This is a genomic window from Variovorax sp. OV700 (assembly GCF_900099805.1).
Taxonomy (GTDB): Bacteria; Pseudomonadota; Gammaproteobacteria; order Burkholderiales; family Burkholderiaceae_C; genus Variovorax.
In genome coordinates this window covers 122,372-147,526 of sequence record NZ_FNDR01000007.1, presented here as the reverse complement: position 1 = coordinate 147,526, position 25,155 = coordinate 122,372, and the positions used below count along the sequence as shown (strand labels likewise).

Below are 25,155 nucleotides of genomic sequence, written 5' to 3'. Positions count from 1 at the left end.
TCGGAATGCGTCACTCCTGGCGAACGAGGTAGTCGCGCAGCCACTGGCTGCAATGGCTCGCGCCCGCGACCGGCCAGAGCACCTTGACCACCGTGTCGCCGCGGCGGATCTCGATGCAGATGTCCGTCGATTCGCGCTTGTGCGAACGGCCGAACCAGCGAGACCACCAGGTGTCGGCAGCGGCTGGAGCGTCGTGCTGCTCCACGACCGGCGGCACGACTGGCGACGCTTGCACCGGCGCCCCGACGGCCGGGCTGGCAAGGGGTATGGGCGTCGGAGCCGAAGGCCTGATCACCACCGGCGACTTCGCCGGCGCCGCCGTGACCTTGACACCGCTCGCCGCTGCATCGCCGGTCCCCGTGATCCGCGCCACGAGTTTCTCGGTGAACTCGTCCCACATGCGGTCGGCCTTGGTCTTCATGGCGCTCAGTCCGAAAGTGCCCAGGCGGCCCAGCACGTCGACCTTCACGAGGATGCGCAATTCGGTCTGGCCGTCCGGCTGCTCCGCGAGGAAGATCTCGCTCGTCTGCTTGAGCGAACTGGCAACCGACGCGTCTTCGCCCGTGCCTTCGGTTCGCAGGTAGTGCGGCGCGCGCTGCTCGACGATGGTGGTCTTGAGCTTGAACTTCGCGCTGATGAACGAGACCTTCACCTTGATCTCGGCGATGTACTCGACGTCGCTGATGACCTGGATGGACTGCATGCCGGGCACGCAGCCGCCCATCACCTGGGGATCGAGCAGGAGTTCCCACACGCGGTTCGCGGAGGCGGGAACGACAACGGTTTTTTCAATTTCCACGCATCTTCTCCGCAGCAACAAGAATGGATTCGACGATCTGGGTGTAGCCGGTACAACGGCAGAGGTTGCCATTGAGCCCATGCCGCACCTCGTCTTCGGATGGCGACGGGTTGCGCGCCAGCATGGCGCAGGAGGTCATGAGAAACCCAGGCGTGCAGTAGCCACATTGCAGGCCACCGCATGCCATGAAACTTTCCTGGAGGGGATGCAGGTCCTGGCCTTCGGACAGGCCCTCGACCGTCGTGATGCTTCGGCCGTCGACCTGCACCGCGAGCAGCAGGCAGGACTTCACGACCTCCCCGTCGAGATGGACCGAACACGCGCCGCAGATGCCGGTCTCGCAACCGCGCTTGGTACCGGTCAGGTGCAGGTCATCGCGCAGGAAATCGCAAAGCAGCCTGCGGGACGGAACCTGCGCGGTGTGGACCTCGCCGTTGACGGTGACTTCGATGTCGTGTTGGCTCACGGCCTGGCTCCTTCTTCGTCGTGGTGCAGCCCGAACAGTTCGAGCAGGGTTCGCCGGGCGACGACGCGCACCATGTCGCGCCGGTACTCGGCGGCGCCGCGCTGGTCGGATACCGGCTCGATGTCGGCGGCCACGATGTCCGCGGCCTCGCTGAGGCGGTCGCTCGTCACTTCGCTTTCCGCGAGAAAGGCTTCCGCCCTTCTCAGCCGCAGCGGGATCGGTGTCGATGCACCGACCGCAATTCGAATGAAATGGCAGCCCCTGCCGCTGCGGCGCGCCGATGCGGCCACGCTCGCGAGCGGCCGGTGTTCGGCCGCCGTGCGCAGGAACCGCGAATACACGCCGGTGGTGCCGGGCTCGGGCGGCGCGATACGGATCTCGGACAGGAGCTCATCCGGTGCGAGTGCCGTCGTGTAGTAGTCGATGAGGAATTCCTCGATGCCCATCACCCGGTCGCCCTGCGTGCCGGTGACAACCACTTCGGCGTCCAGCGCCATGAGGCAGCCCGGCGGATCGGTCGCCGGATCGGCATAGCAGAGATTCCCGCCGATGGTTCCCTGGTTGCGCACCTGCGGGTTGGCCACGCGCGCGGCCATGCTCGCGAGCATCGGGTAATGCATCTGCACGATCGGCGAACGCGCAACCTCCGCATGCAGCGTGAGCGCACCGATGCGCAACCCACGTGTCTCGTCGTAGTCGATGCCCTTCAGGCTTTGCAGCATGCCGAGCGAGACCAGGTGCGTGGGCGTCAGCATGCGCTGGCGCATCGCGAGCATCAGCGCGGTGCCGCCCGCGATGACACGGCATTCGTCGCCGAGGTCGGCCAGCATGTGGGCGGCCTCGGACACCGATACGGGCTGCAGTAAATCGAAATCACGCACCGGCGGCTTCCTTCTGCTCGCGCAAGGCGGCAAGTATTTTTTCGGGCGTGATCGGCAGGTCGTTGATGCGCACGCCGACGGCGTCGTAGACCGCATTCGCGATCGCGGGCGCACCTGGAAGAATGGCCGTCTCGCTCGCGCCCTTGGCGCCGTAGGGACCGTTCGGGTCGTTGGACTCGACGAACCCGCCGCGCAGCATGGGCACGGAATCGGCCGTGGCCATCGTGTAGTCGGCGAAGTTGCCGTTGGCGATGCGACCCGCTTCCAGGTGCAGTTGCTCGTACAGCGCCCAGCCGAAGGCCTGCACCGTCGCGCCATTGGTCTGGCCGTGGATCGCCATCGGGTTGAGCGCCTTGCCGCAGTCGTCCGACACGAAGCTGTCGACGACCGTCACCTGCCCGGTGTCGATGTCGACCTCCACCTCGACCGCCTGCGCCGCGAACGAGTAGGCCGGTGCGATGTTGCCGTAGACCTTGTCGTCGTGCATCACGGTCTTCGCGTCCCATGTCGCGCTCACCTGGATGGCCTCGCCACCATGGCGCCACACATGCTGCCGCGCGAGATCGCCGATGGCGAGCCTGCGATCGGCCGCCTCGCGCACGTGGACGGCACCATCGGCCATGTCGAGGCTCTCGACCGGCACCTCCAGCAGTTCGGCCGCCAGGTCGAAGAGCCTGGCCCTGGCCTTGCGGGCCGCTTCGATGGCGGCATTGCCCGCGACGATGGTCACGCGCGATGCGAGCGAACCGATGGCGAACGGCGCGACGTCGGTGTCCGGCGCCATCACGTGCACGTGCGAGAGCGGAATGGCCAGCTCGTGCGCGACGATCTGGCTCAACATGGTCATCGCGCCCTGCCCCATGTCGCATTCGCCGCTGTGGACGACGACACGACCGTCTTCATTGATCTTCACGACCACGGTCGAGCCGTCCCAGTTGCCGATGGTCCGGTTGCCGCTGACATGCATGGCCGCGGCCATGCCGACGCCGCGGCGCTTGGAACTGCCGGGCGAGGCGGCCTTGCGCGGCGCGCCCCACCGGAGCGCGCCCGTCGCCTGGTCGATGCATTCGACCAGCCCGGTGCTCGCGACCTTCCAGCCGTGCACCGACACCTCGCCGGCGCCGATGGCGTTTTTCTTGTGGACCTCGGCCGGGTCCAGCCCGAGCTGCTCGGCCATCATGTGGATGTGGCTGTTCAGCGCGAACAGCATCTGCGTGCCGCCGAAGCCGCGAAAGGCGCCGTGCGGCGGCGTGTGGGTGTAGACCATCGTGGCGTGCGAGCGCACGTTCTTCAGGCGGTGCATGTTGTCGCTGCGCATGGCACTCACGTGCATCACTTCGGAGGCGAGCCCCGCATATGCGCCGCAGTCCGCGACGATGCGAACGTCCTTCGCGACGATGAGGCCGTCGCGCGTCATGCCCAGCTTGAGCGTGATGCGCTCCGGAACGCTGGTGGCGCAGGCCACGAAGTCTTCGAGCCGGTTGTTGACGAGGCGAACCGGCTTGCCGGTCTTCACTGCAAGCAGGCCGGCGACCAGTTGGTTCGCGTCCTCGACGATCTTTCCGCCGAAGCCGCCGCCGGTCGTCGCCTGGATCACGCGGACCGTGGACACGGGCCGCTCGAGCGCCAAGGCCAGGCGCGCACGTGCGAGGAAAGCGGATTGCGTCGAGGTCCAGACGACCAGGCGCCCTTGCGCATCGACCATGGCGACCGAACCCATCGGCTCGAGGTAGGCGGGGTACTGCGCATGCGTCGTGTAGGTGGCTTCGTGGATCAGGTCTGCCTGCGCAAAGCCTTCGTCGACGCTGCCGCGCTCGAACCGGATCTCGTGCGCGATGTTGTCCTTGCGGCCGTCATGAATGTTCGGCGCTTCTTCGTCGAGTGCCTCCTCGGGCAGCAGGACGGCGGGGAGTTCCTCGTACTCGATGTGGATCAGGTCGAGGGCGTCTCTTGCGATCTCTTCGGAGATCGCAGCCACGGCGGCGACCTCTTCTCCGCAGAAGCGGACCACGCCTTCCGCCAGAATGCGCCGCTCCTTGTGGCTGACGCCCCAGAGCGCGCGCGGGGCATCGGCGCCCGTCAGCACCGCCTTGACCCCGGCCAGCGCCAGTGCCCCGGACGTGTCCACCGAGACGATGCGCGCATGCGGGTACGGGCTGCGCAGGACCTTGCCATGCAGCATTCCGGCGACCTTGATGTCGCCCGCGTACTGCGCCTTGCCGAGCACTTTGGCGCGCGCCGTGACCTGCGGCGTGTCGCGTCCCAAGGTCGATTGCGTCGTCGTCATGACCATGAGTGCTCAGTCGGCCTGGATGTTCAGGTCTTTGATGACTTTGCCGAGCCGCTCGTAGTCCGACGCATTGACCTTGGCCATCGCCGAAGGAGGCCCGCCCACCGGCGCCGCGCCGAACGTTCCCATCTTCGCGATCACGTCGGGCATCCTGAGGATCTCGTTGAGGTTGGCGTTCAACACGTTCACCACCGCGGCCGGCGTATTGCGAGGCGCGAAGAGCCCGTTCCATGCGCCCGAGTCGATGTCCCTGTAGCCAAGCTCGGCGAGCGTGGGAACGTTGGGCAGCAGCGGCGAGCGCTTGGCGTCCGAGATGGCGAGCGCGACCAGCTTCCCGGAAGCCACGTACTGGGCGACCGGGCCGAGCGTCACGTAGGCCAGGGGGATATGTCCCGCAACGACGTCTGTGACCGATGGTGCGACGCCGCGGTAAGGCACATGCTGAACCTGGATGCCTGCTTCCCGGTTCAGCCACTCGCCTGCGATGTGCATCGGCGAGCCCGCACCGGGCGTGCCGTACGACAAGGGCTTGCCCGCTTTGGCCTGGGCCACCAGGTCGGCCACGCTCCTGATGCCGGACGACGGATTCGCGACCAGCAAGACAGCCTGGTTGGCCGAATGAATCACGGGGGTGAAGCCGTTGACCACGTCGTACGAAGCCGAGGCCCCGAGCTTCATCACCAGCGGCGCGGTCGTGAAGGGGTTGGGCGTAAACAGCAGCGTGTAACCGTCCGGCGCCGCGCGGCCCACATAGGTGTTGCCGACCGTGCCGCCCGCGCCGGGCCGGTTGTCCACGATGACGGACTGGCCAAGGCGCGCCGACAGCTTCTCGGCGAAGAGGCGCGCCATGGCATCGGTGTCGCCGCCGGCCGGGTACGAGACGACGATGGTGATGGGCTTCGTCGGGTATGCCGGGGCCGGGGCCTGGGCGTGCACCGCACTTCCCCAGAGACCTCCCGCAAGAACACCCAGGGCAAGGAACAACTTACGGCTGACTTTCATCTTGGAGCTTTCATAGGGAGCGCGCGCCGGGGCGATCAGGGCGGAACGGCGCAACACCCGAACCAACAACTGGATTACACTGACGTTTCATATATGGAACATCGAACCGTATTTGAAACGTTGGCGCATCGTAGAATGAAGCCGTTGATCAATCAACCAAGTGAAACTTCGTATTGACATTGGAATTTTTCTTCTAGACAAATAATAAATAGTTGTGATCATGGACGAAGGTCCGCCTCATCGACGAGATAACCTATGCAAGACAACGCCCTGACCGAGCGCTCCGCCCTCCAGCCTGCCGTGCCCGCCGACCCGTGGTCGGGGCTCGACGAATCGGGCGACAACCTCACCGTCGACAACTTCATCACCACCGTGATGAGCCAGACCGTGAACGCGCTGCGGCGCGTGACGACGCTGCCCTACGCAAGGCGTTTCGGGCTCACCGTGTCGGAGTGGCGCATCCTGTCGCTGATGGCGCACGCGCGCTCGATACCGTTCGCGGAGTTGGTCGTGCAGTCGACGTCGGACAAGGCGCTCGTGAGCCGCACGCTGCGGTTGCTCGAGCAACGCGGGCTGGTCTCGCTCGAGGCCGAAGGCCCCACACCGAGGAAACGGCTTACCTGCAACATCACGCCCGCCGGCGAAGCGCTGCATGCGCAGGTCATCCCGGTCGCACGGAAGGCGCAGGCGTCGATGATCCAGCTCATGACGCCGGAGGAGCGCCGCGTGATGTATGTCGCCTTGAAGCGCATTCATCGCCAGTGCCTCGAAGTCGACGCGTCCGGCGGCGAAGACGAGGAGAGCTAAGGGCAATCCCGCCGTCGCCGGGTCTGGAAGGCGCGACTGCAGGCTCGTACAATGACCGCTGCTCTGCGCTCAGGCGCGGAGCACACGCTAGGGGTGTCGAACCGGAATCCGTTCCGGGGCTGACTGAGAGAGTCCCTTTGAACCTGACTGAGGTAATCCTCGCGCAGGGAAGCTGGTCCGGCGGCCTGTCACGTTGTCTCGCGTGGCGGCTGCGCTGCTGGAGCCTCGCCCACCTGCCAAACCTTTTGCACTGGAGCAACTGGATGGCACATGACGATGAACTTTCTTCCGCCAATGAGGCGCTGACGCCGCTGCCCGCGTCGCAGCGCGTGTTCGGCTGGCATGACCACGCATCGCTCTGGTTCAGCCTGGGCGTGGGGCTGCTGGTGATGCAGATCGGTGCCTACCTGGTGCCGGCGGTGGGCACGCGCGACGCGGCCATCGCGATCGTGCTGGGCTCGCTGCTCGGCGCGGGCCTTCTGGCGTGGACCGCGCGACTGGGCTGCGAAAGCGGGCTGGCAAGCGCCGGGTTGATGCACGCCACCTACGGCAGCGCCTTTGCGCGGCTGCCGGTGCTGCTCAACATCGTGCAGCTGGTGGGCTGGACCACCTTCGAGCTCGTGATCATGCGCGAGGGCACGCAGGCCATCGGCCAGCAAGCGTTCGGCCTGACGCTCACCGGACCACTGGGCGGCGCCCTCACCACGCTGCTCTGGGGCGCGGTGCTGCTGGCGCTGCTCGTGGGTTCCATGGTCAAGCTGGTGCGGCGCTTCGTGAGCCGCTTCGGCCTGCCGCTGGTGGTGCTGTCGCTGATCTGGCTCACCTGGCAGTTTGCAACGCGGCTCCAGGCCAAGGGGCTGGACGCCTTCTGGGCGCGGCCGGGCGATGGCGGCATGGGCATGTTCGGCGCGCTCGACCTGGTGATTGCGATGCCGGTGTCCTGGCTGCCACTGGTGGCCGACTATGCGCGGCACGGCAAGCGCAATGCCAACGGACGGGGCGGTCTCGGCAGCGCATTCACCGGCACCTGGCTAGGCTATGCGTTGGCCAACGTCTGGTGCTATGCGCTCGGCGTGATGGTGGTGAGTGTGGCGGAGCCCGGCACAGGGCTGGTCACGGCTCTGCTTCTTGCGCAAGGCGGTCTGGTGGCGCTTGGCCTGATCCTCATTGACGAACTCGACAACGCCTATGGCGACGTGTACTCGGGCTCGGTGTCCACCCACAGCCTGCTGCCGCGCTGGAGCGTGCGGCGCTGGGGCCTGCTGCTCGCGGCGCTGTGCACTGCGCTGGCGCTGGTGCTGCCGATGCACACGCTCGAGCCGTTCTTGCTGATGCTGAGCTCGGTGTTCGTGCCACTCTACGGCGTGATCCTGGGGCGGCTGGGCACGGGCCAAGCCATTTCATCGATAGGCACGCGCAGGGTGGATATCGGCGCGGCGCTGATCTGGATTGCGGGCATCGCGGCCTATCACGCCTGCGCCAAATGGGCGCCGCAGTTCGGCTCGGCGCTGCCGACGCTGGCGGCCACATTCCTCCTGGCCTGGATCAGCCGGCCCAAGCCGACGTCTACGACGGCAGGCGGTGCGTCGGCACTGGTGCAAAGCCGTGGTTGAGCGGACCATGGCCTGCACCGACATGCACACCTGCCCCGGCCGCCATGGCGCCGATGACATAGGCACGCGCGCGTTCGACGGCCTCGGGCAACCCGAAGCCCAGCGCCAGATGCGCCGCAACGGCGGACGACAGCGTGCAGCCCGTGCCGTGCAGGTTGCGGCTTGCGATGCGCCGCGAGGCCAGGCGCTTGCGCGTGCCGCCTGCCTGCAGCAGCACGTCGACCACGTCATCGCCAGGCAGGTGGCCGCCCTTGAGCAGCACGGCCTTCGCACCGAGCGCCAGCAATTCGTCGGCCGCACCGTCGAGCGCATCGATGCCGTCGATGGCATGGCCGATGAGCAAGGCAGCTTCGTCGAGATTGGGCGTGACGACCACGGCGCGCGGGAACAGCTCGCGCACCAGCACCTGTACGGTTTCCGAAGCAATCAGCCGGTCGCCGCTGGTGGCAACCATCACCGGGTCGAGCACCACGTTGGGCAGCCGGTAGTGATCAATGGCCCAGGCCACCACCTCGACCACCTCGGGCGCATGCAGCATGCCGAGCTTGACCGCATCGACGCCAATGTCCTCGACCACGGCCTGGATCTGCGCCTTGAGAAAAGCCGCCGGCACGCTGTGAATGCCCGACACGCCGAGCGTGTTCTGGGCAGTGAGCGCAGTGATGGCCGTCATGCCGTAGCAGCCCAGCGCCCCGAAGGTCTTCAGGTCGGCCTGGATACCGGCGCCGCCGCCGCTGTCGGAGCCGGCGATCGAGAGCACGCGCACATAGCGCTGGGGCGCTTGCGGCGCGTCGGGATGTGCAGCTTGGGTCATGCGGAAAATTATCGGCGAACGGCCTTGCCTTGCTCCCTCCCCTCCCGGGGGAGGGTTGGGGTGGGGGCACGCAGCGTATTCGTTGAGCGCTCTGGCCGCCCCCATCCCAACCTTCCCCCAGAGGGGGAAGGAGCAATGCCATGAGCCTGCCATTTCAATCCGCCGCCATCCTCGGCGCGGGCCTCATGGGCCGACTGCTTGCGGTCACGCTGGCACAGGCCGGCTGCAAGGTCGAACTGTTCGAAGCTGGCAGCCCGGAGGCCGAAGGCGCCGCCGCGCGCGTGGCGGCTGCCATGCTCGCGCCACTGGCCGAATCGGCCGTGGCTCCGGTGCCTGTCGTGCGCATGGGGCAGTATGGACTATCGCGTTGGCCCGAACTGCTTGCGCCCTTGGCACAGCCCGTGTTCTTCCAACGCGACGGAACGCTGGTGCTGTGGCACCGGCAGGACGCCGCCGAAGCCGCGCGGCTCGCGCGCGTGCTGGCCCGCACCGGTGCAGAGGTGCCCGAACTCGACGCGATGCAAACGCTCGATGGTGCCGGCGTTGCCGCACTGGAGCCGTCGCTCGGCCAGCGCTTTGCACAAGGCTTGTTCCTTCCGGGCGAAGGCCAACTCGACAATCGCGCGCTGTTGGCCTCTCTGCTCGCCACGCTGCAAGCCAGCCCCGAGGTCACGCTGCACTGGAAGTCGCCACGCGAACCGGGCGATTTTTCTCCGGGCACCCCGGGCCAGCCCGACTGGGTCATCGACTGCCGTGGCCTTGGCGCGCGCCCGCAGTGGAATGCACTGCGCGGCGTGCGCGGCGAAGTCATTCGCGTGCATGCGCCTGAGGTGGCGTTGCAGCGGCCCACGCGGCTGGTGCATCCGCGCTATCCGCTCTACATCGCTCCCAAGCCTGGCAGCGTGTTCGTGATCGGCGCGACCGAGATCGAGTCGGACGACATGTCGCCGGCCAGCGTGCGCTCCACGCTCGAACTGCTGAGCGCGGCCTACGCTGTGCACAGCGGCTTCGCCGAGGCGCGCATCCTCGAGATCGCAACACAGTGCCGACCCACGCTGCCCGACAACCTGCCCGCCATTCGACAGCCGCACCCGCGCGTGCTGCAGATCAATGGCCTGTACCGCCACGGTTTCATGATCGCGCCCGCCGTGCTCGATGCCGCCATGGAGCTGCTCGTGCATGGCCGCTCGGCGCTTGCGCAGACCCTTGGCCTGGAGACATCCCAAGCATGACGATGAACGTCCTGATCAACGACAAGCTTTTCACGCTGCCGGACGGCGCCACAGTGATCGACGCGCTCGCCGCTCTGGATGCTGTGCCGCCGTTCGCGGTGGCCGTGAACCGGGAGTTCGTGCCGCGCTCGGCCCATGCGGCGCGCGCACTGCAGCCCGAAGACCGCATCGAAGTGATCCGCCCCGTGACCGGCGGCTGATCCAGACGACCCACAGAGATGGAGACAACACACACCATGACCACCACATCTTCCGTTCCGGACAACGATCCGCTGGTTCTCTACGGACAGACCTTTCACAGCCGCCTGCTGCTGGGCACCGCGCGGTATCCGTCGCCGGACCTGCTCGAAGCCGCGGTGAAGCGTGCAAAGCCCGCCATGCTCACCGCTTCGCTGCGGCGCCAATCCGCGAGCCCGGGCGCCAGCGACAGCGGCAACGGTTTCTGGGAACTGCTGCGCCGGCTCGCCGTGCCCGTGCTTCCCAACACCGCCGGCTGCCACAGCGTGCAGGCGGTGATCACCACGGCGCAGATGGCGCGCGAGCTCTTCGACACACCGTGGATCAAGCTCGAACTCATCGGTGACGACTACACGCTGCAGCCCGACACGCTGAACCTCGTCGACGCCGCGTCGCAGCTGATTCGCGACGGGTTCCAGGTGCTGCCTTACTGCACCGAAGACTTGGTGCTTTGCCAGCGGCTGGTCGATGTGGGCTGCCAGGCCGTCATGCCCTGGGCCGCACCCATCGGCACCGGCCGCGGGCCGGTCAATCCCTATGCGCTTCAGTTGCTGCGCGAGCGGCTGAGCGTGCCGATGCTGGTCGACGCGGGCCTGGGACTGCCCTCGCATGCCTGCCAGGTCATGGAATGGGGCTATGACGGCGTGCTGCTCAACACCGCGGTGGCGCTGGCGCAAGACCCGGTGTCGATGGCCGGTGCCTTTGCCGACGCCGTGCAAGCCGGCCGCGCCGCCTATCGCGCCGGCGCCATGGCCGCGCAAGACTCCGCGCAACCGAGCACGCCGGTGCTCGGCACGCCCTTCTGGCATCACGCAGCATGAGCGCATTGAACGACCATCGGGCTGTTGCCCATGCCATCGTCGCAGCCCACGGGCTGCGATTCGGTGCCATCACGGCCGCAGCCATTTCGGCAAGCAACTTCTCCTCGGACGATCCGGTGTACCGTGGCGCAAAGCAGGCCTGCTCGGCACTCGGCTTCATCGAGATCGATGCCGAATGCCTCGCGCATGCGTGGCAGGCGCAGACAGTGCGAACCGGCGCGTTCGACGCGAACCAATGGCCCGAGACACCGGCCGATTTCGGCCTGCGCGCCTTTCCACCCACGGCGCGCGACGGCGCCTTTGCGCCCTGCCCCCAACGGCTCGGCCTCTACGCGGTGTTGCCCGATGCGCAATGGGTCGGCCGCATGGCGCGCGCGGGCGTTCCCACGGTGCAGCTGCGCTTCAAGTCGGACGACGCGGCGGCCGTCGAGCGCGAAGTGCAGGCGGCTGTCGCTGCCGTTCGCGGCACAGATGCCCTGCTGTTCATCAACGACCACTGGCAGACGGCGATCGCCGCCGGCGCCTATGGCGTTCACCTGGGCCAGGAAGACCTCGATGCACTCGCGACCGAGCAGGTGCGGCAGATTCGCGATGCGGGCCTGCGCCTCGGCGTCAGCACCCACGGCTATGCCGAGATGGTGCGCGCCGATGCGGTGAGCCCGAGCTACATCGCCATGGGTGCGGTGTATCCCACGACCCTCAAGAAGATGGCCACTGCCCCCCAGGGCGTGGCACGACTCGCGGCCTATGCGCGCCTCCTGCGCGGCTATCCGCAGGTGGGCATCGGCGGCATCGATGCGGTGCGGCTGCCCGAGGTGCTTGCCACCGGCGTGGGCTCGGTCGCCGTAGTGCGCGCGCTGGTGACAGCAGAAGATCCTGAGGCCACGGCCGCGCAATGGATGGCCGCCATGGGCGCAGCCTCCGCCTGAACAGAACAAGATGACAAAACAAATCCACGCTCCCTCACGTCCGCTGTCACCCATCTCGAATGCAGTGGCTGCCGCCCTCTTTCTGACCGCCACCGGGGCGCAGGCCCAGCAGCAAACAGAGCTGCCCGCCATCACGGTGAACGAAAGCAATGCGGCGCCCCAAGCCGAGGTGAGCGGCTTCGGCGACGTGCCGCTGCGCGAACTGCCGCTCTCGGCCACGGTGATCGGCGGCACGCAGCTTCGCGAGAGCGGCGCACGTCGCCTCGCGGACCTCACGCAGTTCGACTCCTCCGTGACCGATGCCTACAACTCCGCCGGCTACTGGGACTACCTGACGGTGCGCGGCTTCGTGCTGGACAACCGCTTCAACTACCGACGCGAAGGCTTGCCGATCAGCGCCGAGACTTCGATCCCGCTCGACAACAAGGAACGCGTCGAAATACTGCGCGGCACCAGTGGCATCCAGGCCGGAACCAGCGCGCCGGGCGGGCTGGTCAACTACGTGGTGAAGCGGCCGACCGAGCAGGACCTGCGCACGCTGCGCCTGGAAACCACCAGCCGCGGCAGCGTGCTCGGCGCGATCGACCTCGGTGGCCGCTTCGGCGCCAACCGCGAGTTCGGCTATCGCCTCAACGTGGCGAACGAAAACCTCAAGCCGCTGACGCACAACCTCGACGGCAACCGTAACATGTTCTCACTCGCGGGCGACTGGCGCATCACGCGTGATTCGGTGCTCGAGTTCGAGATCGAACGCAGCCACAAGACGCAGCCGAGCCAGAACGGCTTCAGCCTGCTGGGCAACACGCTGCCCGCGCCGGTCGACCCCAAGATCAATCTGAACAACCAGCCGTGGTCGCAGCCCTCGGAGTTCAACGCGCTGACCGGCAGCGTGCGCTTCAGCCAGGCGCTCAATGCCGACTGGCGCTGGAGCGCGCAGATCGGGCAGCAAAGGCTCAAGTCCGATGACCGCCTGGCCTACGCGTTCGGCTGCGGCGCCGAAGGCAACTACGACCGCTATTGCTCCGACGGCACCTTCGACTTCTACGACTTTCGCAGCGAGAACGAGCGGCGCACGCAAACCGCTGGCAGCCTGAACCTCAAGGGCAACGTGATGACCGGCAGCGTGAAGCATGAGCTGGGCTTCGGCCTTCTTGCGAGCCGCGTGCGCAACCGCTTCCAGAACCAGGCCTACAACTACGTCGGCACCGGCAACGTCTGGGCCACGGCCGTGGTGCCGCCAAACGCCGACGCCATCACACCGCAGACCAACCGCGACGAGCGTTCGACAGAACTCTCGGTGCAGGATGCGATCCGCTGGAACGACCGCTTCACCACCTGGCTCGGCGTGCGTCATACGCGGCTCGATCGAAGCAGCATCGGCAACGACGGCTCCAACCCCACCGGCTACAAGCAAGGCGTGACCACGCCGTGGATGGCCGTCAGCTACGCAATCCGGCCCGGATTGCTTGCCTACGGAAGCTGGGGCAAGGGCGTCGAGTCACAGGTCGTGCCGAACAGGAGCGATCAGTACAGCAACGCTGGCCAGGCGTTGCCCGCGCTGACTTCGCGCCAATGGGAACTGGGACTCAAGGGCGGCAGTGACGTCTTCAACTGGCAACTCGCGTGGTTCGACATCAAGCGGCCGATGACCAACCTCGACGCCTGCAACCGGCTCTTCATCACGCCCTGCGATGGCCGCTACGACGGCAGCGCGGTGCACCGCGGACTCGAGGCCGGTGCGCAATGGAACACGGGGCCCTGGCGCTTTGGCGGCAGCGTCACGCTGATAGATGCCAAGCGCCGCGGTAGCACCGCCGAGCCTGCCATCAATGGCCAGTCGCCCACCAACGTGCCCAAGCAGGTGCTGCGCGCGCAGGCCGGCTATCGCGTGGCCTCCGTGCCCGGTCTCGAACTGCTGGGACAGCTGTCGCATGAGGGCCGGCGCAACGTGTTGCCCGACGGCTCGATCACGCTGCCCTCATGGACGCGCGTCGATGCCGTGCTGCGTTACGACACCAAGCTGCGCGGCGTTCAGACCAGTTGGAGCCTCGCCATCGACAACCTGTTCGACCGCCGCTACTGGAAGGAATCGCCCTACCAGTTCGGCCACGTCTATCTCTTTCCCGGTGCACCGCGCACGCTGCGCCTTGGGTTGAGCGTGTCGCTCTGAACAGGGCTCAAAAAATTTTCGGAAATTTATTGCGGCCATATGGGCGCACTCGAAAGCCCAAAAAAATCACGCTATAATCTGAGGCTTGTTCCTCGATAGCTCAGTTGGTAGAGCGCCGGACTGTTAATCCGTAGGTCCCTGGTTCGAGCCCAGGTCGAGGAGCCACTACAAGCCGCCAGGCCTCTGGAAAGCCCGCTACATTTTTTGTAGCGGGCTTTTTCCTTTTTGGGCATCTTATTTGGCAATCGCCAAATATCCAGTAGTTGACGACGCTTGCAGCGAACGTCAGAAGGCCGCGATCCACCACGCTCTTAGCGTTTGAATCGCACGGCAGGAATCGCACCCTTCCGCTTCACCCAGTCGCTCGAGCGGACGTCCGGCCGGTAGATGCTGTCCACGCGTTTCACCACGAAGCCCTCGAGCTTCAGAAAAATCACCGCATCCAACGCACTAAGCCGCGATCGGCCCGGCGTCGAACGCTTCGATGGGCGCTAGCTTCAACAATTTCTTCGCCTCTTCGATGGTGCCGGCCAGCCAAAGGTCGAACTCGTGCACCTCGAGCGGGATGACGCTGCGCTTGTCTTGCCGATCGGGTGGCAGCTTGGGATCGGGCTTGTGCATCCGACCCATCAGCGGGTGGCCGTCCGCGTTTAGCGTCAGCATCGTGTAGTTGTCCCAGACCTCGCCGGTTTCGTTGTCGGTCCAGGTATTCCATAGTCCCGCCAGGCCCCAAGGTGCACCATCCGCACGGCGGAATCGCCACCAGACGTTCTTGCCAGTCTCCCAGTTCGGCTCGTCGAAGCTGGCCGCCGGAATGATGCAGCGCTTGCCGCGGGACCAGGCCTCCTTGTAGGTTGGCGATTTCTCCATGCCCTCGGTGCGCGCGTTGACCGTGCTCAGGCGTGTGCCCCGTGCGGTAAGCGGGATGCTTGTTTTCGACCAGGGCGGGATCATTCCCCATTGCCCGACCGCGAGCTCGCGGGCGTACTCCACGTCATCGGCCCGCCGGATGAAGCTGGCCAGCGAAAGCGGAAACACGGTCAGCAGGTTCTCCCAATCCTTGCGCTGGTTGGACGTGCGGTCGATCTTCCAGAAGGCTTCTATCTCGCGCTGTTCGGGGCTGATGTAACGCGTGCACATGGGCCGATTCTTGTGTCCCGAATGCGCTACGTCACTCGGTAATTGGCCTCAGCCACTCTACTGCCGCAGCCTCGGGAGGCAGTGCTCGCAGACGCTCGTCGCGCCATAGATCGCGGGCGACATCCTCCAGTTCGAGCGGATCAACGGTATGCCACTGTTGCTGCAGCCGGTGCGCGCAGGCGGCGATCCAGACAGTCGAGGGCACGTTTTCCACGCGTCCATTCTAGGCAAACTACTGTATATTTGTACAGCATAAAAGTAGTAACTGCGATCTGCGAAGACAAGCGTCATGCCTGAGCCTCCCATTGAAGAAGAAATCGCCGAGATGGCGCGGCGGGCCGGTGAACTCGCCGAGGGAGAGCCGTTGCGACCGACGCTGCTGGTGTTCGCCGATCTGGTGTCCGGCCGGTGCGCGAGGATCGGCGACCAGTACGGTGACTGGGATCGGAACGCGGGAGATCACATTCGTGCGGTGATGCACGGCATCCCCGGCCTGCTGCCGAAGCAACGGACCAACGCTTGAGGCGGCCATGCGAGTGAAGATGAAACCGCGATACCGCGGCGGCACTCAACTCAGTAAGCGGGAGTTTGTGGATCAACCGTGGGTGTGCGGAATGCTGACGCTACGCGACGTGGAAGGAAGGCCGCAGCTCGGCCTTTGGCAGGCAAGACCGGGCGACGTTGCGCCGCCTTTGGGCTTGCTCTGGCGCCCCGAATTCGTCGCCTGTGCCTCTGACACCATCAGCTTTGCCGGGATTGAACTGGTTGAAGGACAGTGGTGCTACCAGGTCTGGTACTGCGAGACCCATAGCCTGCCGGGCGCCCTCTCCCTGCAACTGCTTCAGAACGCTGTGGATGTGAACCATGACCCAAGCTGAACTTTTTCTATCGCAAGATGTGGCGCAGGCGCAGCCTGTCGCCGCCCAAGAACCAACGCCGCACGAAGATGCGCCCTTCCGTTTCGAAGACCTCGAGCCCGAGCATCGGGTCACCTACACCGTGCGGCTCGCGGACTACCCACATCCAGCAGCCGATGCCGTCAAAGTGGCAGGGCAGCGCTTCCGGCGCGAGCTCGACCGGCTGCTTGGCGACGACGCGGTGCCCGCACTTCGCGCATTCCAGAACGCCAGTGAGTCCGGAGAAAGCGACCTCACGAAAGATGAGGTGGCGTTGGCGAAGCGCTGGATTAAGGCCTTCGATGCGGCCAGGACCGCGGGCTTCCGCGATCTCGGCGACACCGACGAGGCGTACTTCGACGTCAGGCCAATTTGAACGTGGCTCACCAGGACAATGACCGCACGAGCCAAACTGAATTTTTCGCCGAGCCCATCACCATCCTTCGCACGCCGTCCTGGCTCGGGAGCCAGGTGCACGAAGACCGCGAGCAGCCCCTGGCACCCGGCGCCTGGTGGACCGTCACCTGCGTAAAGACGAATGCGACGATCTAGCGGCAGCGGCCCCGTTGAGATCCTGCGGGCGCGCGCCTCGGGCGCGTCGCGGTGAGGCCGCACCCTCTCCTACTCTTTGCATGCTTGCTGGCCCTGCCCGCGTTGGCCGAGCCGCCGAGCCCCGCACGTGCTTGGTGGTCCGCGCGAGCGGAAGAGAGCCTTACGCTAACCGACGTTTTGGCCAACAATTTTGTTGGTGCCTGTACCGTTGTCTGCGATCCCTCCAGAGCTGTTTCCGCTCACACGATTATTTGTGATGATGTATCGATTGGAAGCGCCGTTAGATACGACGATGCCGTAAGTGTTGCCGACCCCAGGATGAGTTGGGTCATATGCCCCAGCACTGACGTTCGTGATAGTGAAGTCCGAGACATTTGGTCCCGCGGCCACCCCATAGAAGTGGCCTTGGACCATGCCGCCGTTGATGGTCACGTCTTTGATGCCGGCGCCCTGAAACAGAATCCCGGTGCCGCCCGGGCCGAAGTCGTTGTGGCACGTGAAATTGGTGATGTTCACGTTGCCTATGCTGCCGGTGTCCGCGTTGAACATGAAGCCGTTGGCATTCTGTTCCGCCGGACTGGTCCACACGTTTGTGAACTTCAGCCATTCTGCAGCGCCGCCTGCTCCCGGCTGCACCAACACGCAGTTTCCGTAGCAGGTATCGAAGTACGTGTTGGTCACAAAAACCGCTTGCACTCGTTGACCGGCCTGGGGATTGATTAGCAGCGCGATGCCCTGCTTCACAATTTCAGTGTTGCTTATCGTGAGGGCGCCGACGCGCTGGACGTTGATGCCGTAAGTTGCTGGACCATTCACGTCGTTGAGCAAGAGCAGACTGTCCAGATAGACGTCAGTGCTAGGGCGGTCGATCCAGATGGCCCCGCTGCCATATGCGGTTGCTCCGGGAGTTGCATCGTGAAAGACACTATGACTAACCCAAACAGGAGCCGGTTGAGCGGGATTAGTAATTGAAATCGCGACCCAGTGGTGATCGAAGCGGCATTGCGTAACGCGGCTGAATGGACCCGACAACACGATGAAGCTACCGCCGGTCTTGGTTGTGGTTGTATCGAAGCCGAGATATTCGACGCCCGAATTCCATCCAGTAAGGTTCAGGCAATGGGCGGTTGCTGAAGTCGTCTTGATGATCGATCCTTGAGAGCCACTCCCCAAAAAAATCAAGCCGTTGACCGAGGAATTCACCTGGGAACTAATGATGTACGTCCCAGCAGGAAAGTAGAGCGTTCCGCCGCTCGAAAAAGAGTTGATCGCGGTCTGAATGGCCGCCGTGTCATCGGTGGAACCGTCCCCTTTCGCGCCAAAGTCCTTCACACTGATCACATCGGCCAAGCGCAAATCAGCAGTCCGGGCAACAGCCCCTGTACGCGGTGCGGTGTAGGTAACGTCGGATGCATTTATAGGCATAGAGTCCTCGAAAGATGGCCGTTGGCCTTAACTTGATAGCACCTTGCGGTGCCGCTCTTCAAAACACAGCCTCTAGGTTTTCGATGGCACGAGCTGTCTGAAGGAGCTTCCGCGACTGTGAGAGACACCTCGAGTTGCTGTGGTTTCCTACAATCTAAGCGCAGGAGCACGACCACCCTCGATGATCTTTCTTCATCGGCCGACCAACATTTGACAAGCTGCGATGGAAGGCCGTTTTGAATCGCCCCGACTTTCGCGGATGCCGGTTGGTTTAAGTCGTGCCGCCGTGTAGTGGACTCGCTGGTCAGGCGTGTGCCTGAAGACCAATGCGACGGTCTACGATGACCTTGGCCGGGTCGAAATCCTGCGTGGGCGTCTCACGATCCAACGCGCGCCGATGTTGACAGTTGTTCACGCTGCTTTGTGCATTCGTTCACATCCAAAGTTTTGGAATGCTGGCACAACTGACTTGCTCGCCTTGCGGGCGTCCTCCCTGAAACTGCCCCGCAGTTTCTTGCCCGCCTCGGCGGGCTTTTTTTGCCCGCACTTTCCTGCAGGCACGAGGGCCGCCTCAGCACCCCCTCTTTCGTGTGAATTGTCACGGCCGCGCCAAGTCGCGTGGAGACGAGCCCAGGAACGCGGCGGGATACTGTTTTCACAAAACTTTCAGGGAGAGAAAGCTGATGAAAGCCGGTCTTTCGGACAGCGAGAGCACATTCCTGTGCGACATGAGGATTCCCATCCTGGTCAACAACGACAGGCAGAGGTGCATTTCAATCGTGGGAGTTTTTCGAAGCGGCATGCCTGCCCCAAACGTCGACGAGTGGGTCTTGGATGCTGACGGCAAGCCTCGCAGCGATCGCGACCTGGCAGCAGAGGTGCTCATCGAGATCCGAAAGCCGCTCAGGTCGACGAGCAGGAGGTTGCTGCACACCCTCGGCGTTGCAGACATCCTGCAATTGGAAAGTGCCGCGGCCATCGTCGTCTCGACGTTTCTTGCGGCACTGCCGCGAAGCTCCGGGCGCTACTGGCGAAAGGGCAAGGTGCATCTTGATGCCTCATAGGGCGCCTCGTTAGCCATGTCATCAATCCCGCTCAGGCGGGATTTTTTTTGCCCGGAGCGTTCGCACTGGACGTGTGAGCGCGCGCACCGTCCGTTCTTCCCTTCCAGAATTCCGGTGAGGGTTCGGGGAAAGCCTGATCTTCCTAATCGACAACCAGAAACACCCCGGGAAGCCTTTATCCATGCGGGTTTCGGCTGTTCTGAGAAACCTAATTTTTTCCTAATCTAAACCTAACCAAATCAGGGTTGCTCTCTCTGATCTGGGGGAAATAAATACCTATACAAATCAACCACTTAGCAAAAAATTAGGTTTGAGGTTAGGTCAGATTAGGGTGAGACCTAACCTGCTCATCGCTAGACGCCATGCGGGTTTGCGGGCAGTTTGGGACCCACGATTAGGAAATCAGGCTTTCCCCGAACCCAAACCGGATTTGCTCCCGCGAAGGTCTGCCCTGCCCCAGGGCGAAACGCCTCAAAGACGGCTGCAAGGGTCGTCGATCCGCGTCATCTGCTAAAGGGTTGCTCAACGCTTCGTGGCGCCCGCGCACATCGATGCGGGCTCTGTGACGACGGCGCCGACGAAAGCCACACATCTAGCGCGCGGGCGGGGCGGGGTCTCGACCGCGCGCCGCGACCGGCCGCCGTGTTTCACCCCACATTGGTGCGTTCGAGTTGCAAGGGTGTTCGAGCTTGGTCCGAGCCATCTGCTGGTCCGCAGAGGCCATGTCGTGATTCCGCTAGGTCAATGGCATAACATTTAACCGCCCACATCCGAAGGCTCGACAGAAAATACGTATGACCAAAACTTTCACGCCACCGGCTTCCGAAAAAATCCTGCAGGTGATCAAGGAGCACTTTGGCATCGACCAAACCGACACGGTTGTGAGTGTCGAAGTGCTGTATCGCGCTGCTGCACCGGACGCGTACGACCAACTGCGTTCGGATTTTGAGATCGGAATGCAGGATCACCCTGATGCGGAATCCATGCGTCGACGCAAATACTTTGGTCCGGAATTCGCTGTCTTTTTCGAGACGAGCTACCCCCGTAAAGATATCGAGGGTCTGACTATCGATCTCGCACTTTATTACCCAATCTGCACCCGAGAAGAAATTCTGAAAATCGAGCATCCGACTACTGCTGCCGATTTTCTTCTCAAGGTCAGAGCGGATGAAATTGTTGACAACGCTCGCCTTACTCGCGTGTTCCTACGCCGGCGAGAGCGGGCAGCCGGTCGATGGTCGTTGACATCGCACTTTGATGCCTCGCCGTTCGAAGAGTACCTATGGAGTCTTTCCGACGCGAAGAGACTTCAGTGCGAACAATTGGAAGCGGGCTTTGCATACTTGCTCGAGCCAAATGGTGCCTGTATTCGCTCCCCGTACGGCGATGTCATCGTCATTTCCGAGACACTGAAGGAGTATCTCTTCTTCATGAATCTGTACCTCATGACACTGGACGGAGAATCATTTCCGGCCGAAGATTCTATGTGCGCGCTCTTCATCGCAGTGAGAACCATGATGCTCACGGAAACACCGGATTTCGATCTGGATCCACGGGGTGATCCTCCTGAGCCACTAAAGAGGCAATGCCTAGCGTTAGCACGGGAGCAAATGCAGTTCGTGATTGGGCACGAGTTCGCGCATCATTTGCTCGGACATCTTGGTGTTCGCGGAAGCGCTGGGGCTGGACACAAGGTGATTCCCGGCGATCGGGGCTCCAGTGTCCAAATCTACTCGCGAAGGCAGGAGCAAGAATTCGACGCAGACCTTGGAGCGCTACTTAACCCGGATCTTTCAGATAGTCAGTTGGCTTTTCGATTGAATGCCACAACTTGGTTCTTCCTCGGCCTAGATGTGTGGCACGCAGTCAAAGAGTACATGGCCCCGCCAATTCATCCGAGCACGCATCCCTCTTCACGGGACCGCTTGTTGAGGTTACGGAATGGAGTCCTTAGCGCTCGAAACTTAGACCTCGAAACAGTCGGGACCGACGAAGTTGTCCGCAACAACTTCGATAGACTGGACAGCGTCAAGCGCATTCTTCGCAACAAGGTTTTACCGCTGCAGGTCGAAGAGCTGGAGATGTACGGATCGATGTATCTCCCCTCTTACAGGCCTAAGATTCTGCGTGATCGCATCGACTTTTGAGCGCACGATTCAGGCTTGAAAAACTGCCCTGGCGCCCGGACAGTTCACCCGCCGTTTTGTGATTCAGGGCGCGGCCGTCCCCTCGCCTGTGGACACCTCGTAGTCGGTGAACCGGACGACCTCGTCGCCGATCCACTGGTTGATCTCCCGGAACCGATCCTGCAGCGGCTTGATCTCGTTGCGCGCGAAGACTTGAGCCGCTGGCAGCACCGCGCCGAAGCCGCCCGTGTTACTCGGCACGATGCCCATCAGCTGCGGAGGGACGCGATGGGCCGCGAGCACGTCATCACGGCTCACGTTCTTGATGTTGAAAAACTCGTCCTTCGCGGCCACCTCGCTGACCGGGATCAGCTGCACGCCGTCCTTTTTTCCGTTCGGCGAATAGAGGAACAGGTTGCGGAAATTGCCCGGCCCCTTGCTCTCCTTGAGAGCGGTGCGCATCGCATCGATGTCGTCCTGCTGCTGCGCGGGATCGCTGATGTACAGGATGAAGCCCGCGTGGCTGCCGTTGTTGTAGTAGCGGCGACGGAACAGCGTGGCGCTCTCGTTGAGCCAGGCCGACTGCAGCGCACTCAGGTATTCCGGCAGGCCGTACACCTCCTGGTTGATGTCCGCCTCGCGCATATGGAACACGCTGCCGGCCTTGAACTCGTGCTCGTCCTTCCACCCGCGCACGAAGAAATAGGCGTCGAGGTCGGCGCCGCGGCGCATGTACTTCGCCAGCGCGTGCTTCAGGGCCACGGGGCGGCGAGTCATCGAGTCACGCCGCTCGAGGTACGCATTTCCGAAGATCAGGTAGTCCAGCGCATAGGCGCTGAAGGTGGCCCGGTCGAACAGCTTGTGCGGCACGAAGGTGCTCAACAGGATGTTGCGCTTGAAGTAAATCGAGCTGCTGTGGTGCGTGCTGGCGCGGAAGGAGCGCGCCAAGCCTTCCAAGCTGATCGGCGGTTCGTACCAGCGGCCATTCATCCAGCACTCGATGTAGTCGAGCAGTTCGCGCCGGTCCATCACTGACGTGGGATCGCCGAAGCTGAATGCTTCCATGCGCGCCGGGTTGTTGGCGGGCGCTGTCGTCGTGTCCATCAGGAGATCTCCATGAAGCCGCTGTTGGCGGCGTTGAGGCCCTCGAGGGGCTCGTTGTCGAGGGCGTGCATGCAGGCCCACGCGAGATCGGCGTGGCCGGTCTCTTCATTACGGCCGGCGTCGAATGTCACGTTTCGGCCGCTGGCCGTGAGCGTCCGGCGGATGGCCAGGAAGGCGTGCGCGAGGTCGGTCCAGCCGGCGTCGAACTCGAGCCGGCCCTTGCCGATGACGTTCTTGGCCTTGAGCACCAGGCGCGTCTTCACTTCGACGGAATAGTTGATCGACTTCGCCGCGGGAAAGAACTTGGTCACGAGCTGGTAGACGCCCTGCCCCAGCCCGGTCGTGTCCACGCCTATGAATGTGACGTTGTAGCGAAGCGTGATCTGGCGGATAGCCTCGGCCTGGGCTTCGAAGTCGAGCCCGCGCCACTGGTGGCGCTCGAGGACGCGGAACTTGCCGCCAGGCTTCTCTGGCGGCGCCAGCACCACGCAGCCGGCCGTGTCGCCGGTGTGCGAAGGGTCGTAGCCCACCCACACCGGCCGATAGCCGTATGGGCGCGCGGTGAAGGGCTTGTAGAACTCGGCCCAGTCCACCCACGAATCCACCATGCAGCCCTGCAGCTCCGACATCGGGAACACCGACTGCGTGTCGTCGATGAACTCGCACATGAGCAGGTTGGCAAACTCCTCGGAGTTGTACTCAAGCCGCAGCTCGTCAATGTCGAACAGGTCGCACCCGCCCGCCTCCGCGTCGAGGATAGTGACGATGTTGCGCCACACCTTGTCCTCCCCCGTGAAGCCGCCTGCGAGCCGGTCGTGCGACAGATCCAGCAGAACGCGCTGGTCCTTCGGCCGGCGCTTGTTGAAACGGTCCCCGTTCCAGTAGGCAAAGGCCGCATGCTGGATCGAGCTGGGCGTGCTGAAGTAGGTCTTGCGCCACTGCTTGTGCATAGCCATGCCGCTCGCAACCTTGTTCAGCTCCTCGAACCGGTGAGTCCAGAAAAACTCGTCGAAGTAGAAGTTGCCGTGGTAGCCCTGGGCCGTGCGCGCATTCGTGCCGAGGAAGTACAGGTGCGCACCGTTCGCCAGGATGATCGGATCGCCCGCCAGGTCGACGCCGCAGGCCTCGTGCGCGAACTGCACGATGTACTGCTTGAAGATATGCGCCTGCGCCTTGCTGGCACTCAGGAAGATCTGATTGCGGCCGGTCTTGATCGCATCCAATAAGGCCTCGCGGGCGAAGTACCAGGTCGCGCCAATCTGCCGGCTCTTGAGCACCATGCGCGTGCGCTCGTGGCTGTTCCGGTACCAGACCTTCTGGTGGCCGAAGAGCGAGTCGCGGAAGGCCTCCTCGAGCTGGGCCGTCTGCTCGTCGTTGACGTCGTTGCGCGAAGCACGTTTCTTCGGCCCAGCGTTGCGCTTGTCGATGTTCGGATTGAGGTCGGCTTCCTTGCCGGTCTTCTCGTATTTGTGGACCCGCGCCAGCCGCTCGATCTGCCGGCCGAGCAAGTCGATCTCCTTGAAGTCGCCGCCGGTTTTCGGGTCTTTCGCAATCAACTGCACCAGTCGGGTTTCAAGTGCCCCTTCGACGCGCTCGATGGGTTGCGCCTTGTCCCATTGCTCGGCATCCTTCCACCCGTGCAAAGTCGTCCTGGGTTCTCCAAGGAACTCCGCGATGGACGAAATCCGCCATCCCTGCCAATAGAGGTGGCGTGCGCTCCGGCGCCTTTCGGCGACCGGCGCCACGGGTGTTTCTGAGACAGCAAGGCATGAGGACATGGCCTGAGGCTATGGGCGCTGGCGCCACGGCGCGACCGATCCCGAGGTGCTTTCGCTTGTAGACCACCGCTCTACAAGTGAAACGCGTTGAGCCGTGCGGGCGCTGGGCCGACCATCGGTCCCAACGCAAACCGCACCTCAACCTACCCGCACACCACCATGGCTAAAAAGTCCAAGATGTTCCGCGTCGCCACCGAAGGCGCCACCACCGACGGCCGCCGAATCGAGCGCTCGTGGATCGAACAGATGGCGAAGAACTTCGACCCCAAGAAGTACGGCGCCCGCGTGTGGCTCGAGCACATGCGCGGCGTCTACCCGGACAGTTCGTTCCGCGCCTATGGCGACGTGCTCGCAGTCGAAGCCCGCGCGGTCGAAGACGGCAAGCTCGCGCTGTTCACTGAGATCGCCCCTCTGCCCGATCTGGTCGCGATGACCACCAAGGACAAGCAGAAGATCTACACCTCGATCGAGGTGAACCCCAAGTTTGCCGACACGGGCGAGGCCTATCTGGTCGGCCTGGCCGTCACCGACAGCCCCGCGAGCCTCGGCACCGAGGTGCTGAGCTTCGCGGCGAAGAACCCGAACGCCAACCCCTTCACCAGCCGCAAGACCTCGCCCGAAAGCCTCTTCTCCGAGGCCGTCGAGGTCGCGCTGGAATTCGAAGACGAGGCGCAAGACAACACGCTGCTCGACCGCGTCAAAGGCTTCGGAGATTCGTTCAAGAAGAAGTTCGCAGGCTTCACCAAGAAGACCGATGACACCGTGAGCGAGTTGCTCGGCGTCGTCGAAGAAGTGGGCGGCGCCGTGGGCGAGCTCGCGCAGCGCTACAGCACCGATTCCAAGTGTCTCGCCGACCTGCAGACGAAGTTCGCCACGCTGGAGACCGAGCACAAGGCGCTGAAGGCGAAGTTCGAAACGATCGACACCACCGATGCCGGCAAGCACACCCAACGCCCTCCGGCCACGGGCGGTGATACCAAGCAGCAAAAGACGGACTGCTGATCGCAGC

Annotated in this window: 26 protein-coding genes, 1 tRNA gene and 1 riboswitch; of the genes, 15 read left to right on the top strand and 12 right to left on the bottom strand. The window is 63.8% G+C overall.

All coding sequences use genetic code 11. From position 1 onward, the window contains the following. Positions 1–10: 10 nt before the first annotated feature. From BLR24_RS17870 to BLR24_RS17850, 5 genes are read right to left on the bottom strand one after another with little or no spacing between them, the layout of a single operon-like run. Positions 11–799: an SRPBCC family protein gene (locus BLR24_RS17870; protein ID WP_093019267.1), complete on the bottom strand. Its 789-nt coding sequence runs from the start codon at positions 797–799 to the stop codon at positions 11–13. Then, complete coding sequence (locus tag BLR24_RS17865) at positions 789–1,265, bottom strand: (2Fe-2S)-binding protein (protein ID WP_093019265.1); 477 nt, start codon at positions 1,263–1,265, stop codon at positions 789–791. Before BLR24_RS17865 ends, BLR24_RS17870 begins: the two co-directional genes overlap by 11 nt. Continuing rightward, positions 1,262–2,146, bottom strand: a complete 885-nt coding sequence (locus tag BLR24_RS17860; RefSeq protein WP_093019263.1) for an FAD binding domain-containing protein — start codon at positions 2,144–2,146, stop codon at positions 1,262–1,264. Before BLR24_RS17860 ends, BLR24_RS17865 begins: the two co-directional genes overlap by 4 nt. Next, a complete protein-coding gene (locus BLR24_RS17855) occupies positions 2,139–4,433 on the bottom strand; it encodes a xanthine dehydrogenase family protein molybdopterin-binding subunit (RefSeq protein WP_093019592.1) in 2,295 nt (764 codons plus the stop codon). The genes BLR24_RS17860 and BLR24_RS17855 overlap by 8 nt, the downstream gene beginning before the upstream one ends. A gap of 12 nt (positions 4,434–4,445) precedes the next feature. Next, positions 4,446–5,438 (bottom strand): Bug family tripartite tricarboxylate transporter substrate binding protein, encoded by a 993-nt coding sequence (locus BLR24_RS17850; protein WP_093019590.1) that lies wholly within the window; start codon positions 5,436–5,438, stop codon positions 4,446–4,448. Between the two features lie 255 nt (positions 5,439–5,693). Here BLR24_RS17850 and BLR24_RS17845 point away from each other — a divergent pair, with 255 nt between their 5' ends. After that, on the top strand, positions 5,694–6,245 hold the full coding sequence (locus BLR24_RS17845) for a MarR family winged helix-turn-helix transcriptional regulator (RefSeq protein WP_093019261.1): 552 nt from the start codon (positions 5,694–5,696) through the stop codon (positions 6,243–6,245). Between the two features lie 79 nt (positions 6,246–6,324). After that, a riboswitch (TPP riboswitch) is annotated at positions 6,325–6,432 on the top strand. Between the two features lie 76 nt (positions 6,433–6,508). Continuing rightward, positions 6,509–7,858 (top strand): purine-cytosine permease family protein, encoded by a 1,350-nt coding sequence (locus BLR24_RS17840; RefSeq protein WP_093019259.1) that lies wholly within the window; start codon positions 6,509–6,511, stop codon positions 7,856–7,858. On the opposite strand, the gene thiD is transcribed toward BLR24_RS17840, so the two are convergent. Beyond that, positions 7,812–8,672 carry a bifunctional hydroxymethylpyrimidine kinase/phosphomethylpyrimidine kinase gene (thiD, locus tag BLR24_RS17835; protein WP_093019257.1) on the bottom strand — a complete coding sequence of 287 codons (861 nt, stop codon included), beginning with the start codon at positions 8,670–8,672 and terminating at the stop codon, positions 7,812–7,814. The genes BLR24_RS17840 and thiD overlap by 47 nt on opposite strands. Before the next feature lie 140 nt (positions 8,673–8,812). Between thiD and BLR24_RS17830 the strand changes: the two genes are divergently transcribed. The 6 genes from BLR24_RS17830 to BLR24_RS17805 all read left to right on the top strand — a co-directional run bounded on the left by BLR24_RS17830 (position 8,813) and on the right by BLR24_RS17805 (position 14,226). Then, positions 8,813–9,904: an FAD-dependent oxidoreductase gene (locus BLR24_RS17830; RefSeq protein WP_093019255.1), complete on the top strand. Its 1,092-nt coding sequence runs from the start codon at positions 8,813–8,815 to the stop codon at positions 9,902–9,904. Next, positions 9,901–10,104, top strand: coding sequence for a sulfur carrier protein ThiS (gene thiS, locus BLR24_RS17825; protein WP_093019253.1), 204 nt, complete (start codon positions 9,901–9,903; stop codon positions 10,102–10,104). The genes BLR24_RS17830 and thiS overlap by 4 nt, the downstream gene beginning before the upstream one ends. A gap of 36 nt (positions 10,105–10,140) precedes the next feature. Then, positions 10,141–10,962, top strand: a complete 822-nt coding sequence (locus BLR24_RS17820; RefSeq protein ID WP_093019251.1) for a thiazole synthase — start codon at positions 10,141–10,143, stop codon at positions 10,960–10,962. After that, on the top strand, positions 10,959–11,891 hold the full coding sequence (thiE, locus tag BLR24_RS17815) for a thiamine phosphate synthase (RefSeq protein WP_093019249.1): 933 nt from the start codon (positions 10,959–10,961) through the stop codon (positions 11,889–11,891). Before BLR24_RS17820 ends, thiE begins: the two co-directional genes overlap by 4 nt. Before the next feature lie 10 nt (positions 11,892–11,901). Further along, positions 11,902–14,061, top strand: a complete 2,160-nt coding sequence (locus tag BLR24_RS17810; protein ID WP_093019247.1) for a TonB-dependent siderophore receptor — start codon at positions 11,902–11,904, stop codon at positions 14,059–14,061. Between the two features lie 89 nt (positions 14,062–14,150). After that, positions 14,151–14,226: transfer RNA gene (locus tag BLR24_RS17805), tRNA-Asn, on the top strand. Positions 14,227–14,372: 146 nt separating this feature from the next. On the opposite strand, the gene BLR24_RS31275 is transcribed toward BLR24_RS17805, so the two are convergent. The 3 genes from BLR24_RS31275 to BLR24_RS17795 are packed head-to-tail and all read right to left on the bottom strand — an operon-like array spanning position 14,373 to position 15,415. Further along, positions 14,373–14,498, bottom strand: a complete 126-nt coding sequence (locus tag BLR24_RS31275) for an ATP-dependent DNA ligase (RefSeq protein ID WP_368086195.1) — start codon at positions 14,496–14,498, stop codon at positions 14,373–14,375. Positions 14,499–14,511: 13 nt separating this feature from the next. Further along, the gene (locus BLR24_RS17800) at positions 14,512–15,201 is read right to left on the bottom strand and encodes an SOS response-associated peptidase (RefSeq protein WP_093019245.1); all 690 of its coding nucleotides are present in this window, start codon (positions 15,199–15,201) and stop codon (positions 14,512–14,514) included. Positions 15,202–15,232: 31 nt separating this feature from the next. After that, positions 15,233–15,415, bottom strand: coding sequence for a hypothetical protein (locus tag BLR24_RS17795; RefSeq protein ID WP_093019243.1), 183 nt, complete (start codon positions 15,413–15,415; stop codon positions 15,233–15,235). Positions 15,416–15,490: 75 nt separating this feature from the next. Here BLR24_RS17795 and BLR24_RS17790 point away from each other — a divergent pair, with 75 nt between their 5' ends. The 4 genes from BLR24_RS17790 to BLR24_RS17775 are packed head-to-tail and all read left to right on the top strand — an operon-like array spanning position 15,491 to position 16,649. After that, positions 15,491–15,724 carry a hypothetical protein gene (locus BLR24_RS17790; RefSeq protein WP_093019241.1) on the top strand — a complete coding sequence of 78 codons (234 nt, stop codon included), beginning with the start codon at positions 15,491–15,493 and terminating at the stop codon, positions 15,722–15,724. A 7-nt stretch (positions 15,725–15,731) separates the two neighbouring features. Continuing rightward, entirely contained in the window at positions 15,732–16,079 is a 348-nt protein-coding gene (locus BLR24_RS17785) for a hypothetical protein (protein ID WP_254787411.1), read from the top strand. Further along, on the top strand, positions 16,066–16,473 hold the full coding sequence (locus BLR24_RS17780) for a hypothetical protein (RefSeq protein ID WP_093019237.1): 408 nt from the start codon (positions 16,066–16,068) through the stop codon (positions 16,471–16,473). The genes BLR24_RS17785 and BLR24_RS17780 overlap by 14 nt, the downstream gene beginning before the upstream one ends. 2 nt (positions 16,474–16,475) lie before the next feature. Next, positions 16,476–16,649: a hypothetical protein gene (locus BLR24_RS17775; protein ID WP_254787407.1), complete on the top strand. Its 174-nt coding sequence runs from the start codon at positions 16,476–16,478 to the stop codon at positions 16,647–16,649. A gap of 165 nt (positions 16,650–16,814) precedes the next feature. Here the strand turns inward: BLR24_RS17775 and BLR24_RS17770 are convergent, their stop codons facing one another. Continuing rightward, entirely contained in the window at positions 16,815–17,990 is a 1,176-nt protein-coding gene (locus BLR24_RS17770; RefSeq protein ID WP_254787420.1) for a glycosyl hydrolase family 28-related protein, read from the bottom strand. 767 nt (positions 17,991–18,757) lie between these two features. Here BLR24_RS17770 and BLR24_RS17765 point away from each other — a divergent pair. After that, positions 18,758–19,138, top strand: coding sequence for a hypothetical protein (locus BLR24_RS17765; protein ID WP_093019233.1), 381 nt, complete (start codon positions 18,758–18,760; stop codon positions 19,136–19,138). 794 nt (positions 19,139–19,932) lie between these two features. Then, the gene (locus BLR24_RS17760; RefSeq protein WP_093019231.1) at positions 19,933–21,285 is read left to right on the top strand and encodes a M48 family metalloprotease; all 1,353 of its coding nucleotides are present in this window, start codon (positions 19,933–19,935) and stop codon (positions 21,283–21,285) included. A 63-nt stretch (positions 21,286–21,348) separates the two neighbouring features. Here the strand turns inward: BLR24_RS17760 and BLR24_RS17755 are convergent, their stop codons facing one another. Together BLR24_RS17755 and BLR24_RS17750 are read right to left on the bottom strand one after the other, a co-directional pair. Then, positions 21,349–22,368, bottom strand: coding sequence for a phage portal protein (locus BLR24_RS17755; RefSeq protein WP_093019229.1), 1,020 nt, complete (start codon positions 22,366–22,368; stop codon positions 21,349–21,351). Further along, positions 22,368–24,146: a terminase ATPase subunit family protein gene (locus BLR24_RS17750; protein ID WP_093019227.1), complete on the bottom strand. Its 1,779-nt coding sequence runs from the start codon at positions 24,144–24,146 to the stop codon at positions 22,368–22,370. The genes BLR24_RS17755 and BLR24_RS17750 overlap by 1 nt, the downstream gene beginning before the upstream one ends. Positions 24,147–24,305: 159 nt before the next feature. On the opposite strand from BLR24_RS17750, the gene BLR24_RS17745 reads away from it, so the two are divergent. Then, positions 24,306–25,148: a GPO family capsid scaffolding protein gene (locus BLR24_RS17745; RefSeq protein WP_093019588.1), complete on the top strand. Its 843-nt coding sequence runs from the start codon at positions 24,306–24,308 to the stop codon at positions 25,146–25,148. The last annotated feature ends 7 nt before the right edge of the window (positions 25,149–25,155 follow it).

What these genes read in the sequence shown, in the direction of transcription:
- BLR24_RS17785 (WP_254787411.1), top strand. Translation starts at nt 15,732, where the DNA reads ATGCGAGTGAAGATGAAACCGCGATACCGCGGCGGCACTCAACTCAGT.
- BLR24_RS17800 (WP_093019245.1), bottom strand. Translation starts at nt 15,201, where the DNA reads ATGTGCACGCGTTACATCAGCCCCGAACAGCGCGAGATAGAAGCCTTC.
- BLR24_RS17765 (WP_093019233.1), top strand. Translation starts at nt 18,758, where the DNA reads ATGAAAGCCGGTCTTTCGGACAGCGAGAGCACATTCCTGTGCGACATG.
- BLR24_RS17750 (WP_093019227.1), bottom strand. Translation starts at nt 24,146, where the DNA reads ATGTCCTCATGCCTTGCTGTCTCAGAAACACCCGTGGCGCCGGTCGCC.
- thiD (WP_093019257.1), bottom strand. Translation starts at nt 8,672, where the DNA reads ATGACCCAAGCTGCACATCCCGACGCGCCGCAAGCGCCCCAGCGCTAT.
- thiS (WP_093019253.1), top strand. Translation starts at nt 9,901, where the DNA reads ATGACGATGAACGTCCTGATCAACGACAAGCTTTTCACGCTGCCGGAC.
- BLR24_RS17855 (WP_093019592.1), bottom strand. Translation starts at nt 4,433, where the DNA reads ATGACGACGACGCAATCGACCTTGGGACGCGACACGCCGCAGGTCACG.
- BLR24_RS17840 (WP_093019259.1), top strand. Translation starts at nt 6,509, where the DNA reads ATGGCACATGACGATGAACTTTCTTCCGCCAATGAGGCGCTGACGCCG.
- BLR24_RS17850 (WP_093019590.1), bottom strand. Translation starts at nt 5,438, where the DNA reads ATGAAAGTCAGCCGTAAGTTGTTCCTTGCCCTGGGTGTTCTTGCGGGA.
- BLR24_RS17745 (WP_093019588.1), top strand. Translation starts at nt 24,306, where the DNA reads ATGGCTAAAAAGTCCAAGATGTTCCGCGTCGCCACCGAAGGCGCCACC.
- BLR24_RS17755 (WP_093019229.1), bottom strand. Translation starts at nt 22,368, where the DNA reads ATGGACACGACGACAGCGCCCGCCAACAACCCGGCGCGCATGGAAGCA.
- BLR24_RS17760 (WP_093019231.1), top strand. Translation starts at nt 19,933, where the DNA reads ATGACCAAAACTTTCACGCCACCGGCTTCCGAAAAAATCCTGCAGGTG.
- BLR24_RS17845 (WP_093019261.1), top strand. Translation starts at nt 5,694, where the DNA reads ATGCAAGACAACGCCCTGACCGAGCGCTCCGCCCTCCAGCCTGCCGTG.
- thiE (WP_093019249.1), top strand. Translation starts at nt 10,959, where the DNA reads ATGAGCGCATTGAACGACCATCGGGCTGTTGCCCATGCCATCGTCGCA.
- BLR24_RS17790 (WP_093019241.1), top strand. Translation starts at nt 15,491, where the DNA reads ATGCCTGAGCCTCCCATTGAAGAAGAAATCGCCGAGATGGCGCGGCGG.
- BLR24_RS17820 (WP_093019251.1), top strand. Translation starts at nt 10,141, where the DNA reads ATGACCACCACATCTTCCGTTCCGGACAACGATCCGCTGGTTCTCTAC.
- BLR24_RS17830 (WP_093019255.1), top strand. Translation starts at nt 8,813, where the DNA reads ATGAGCCTGCCATTTCAATCCGCCGCCATCCTCGGCGCGGGCCTCATG.
- BLR24_RS17780 (WP_093019237.1), top strand. Translation starts at nt 16,066, where the DNA reads ATGACCCAAGCTGAACTTTTTCTATCGCAAGATGTGGCGCAGGCGCAG.
- BLR24_RS17810 (WP_093019247.1), top strand. Translation starts at nt 11,902, where the DNA reads ATGACAAAACAAATCCACGCTCCCTCACGTCCGCTGTCACCCATCTCG.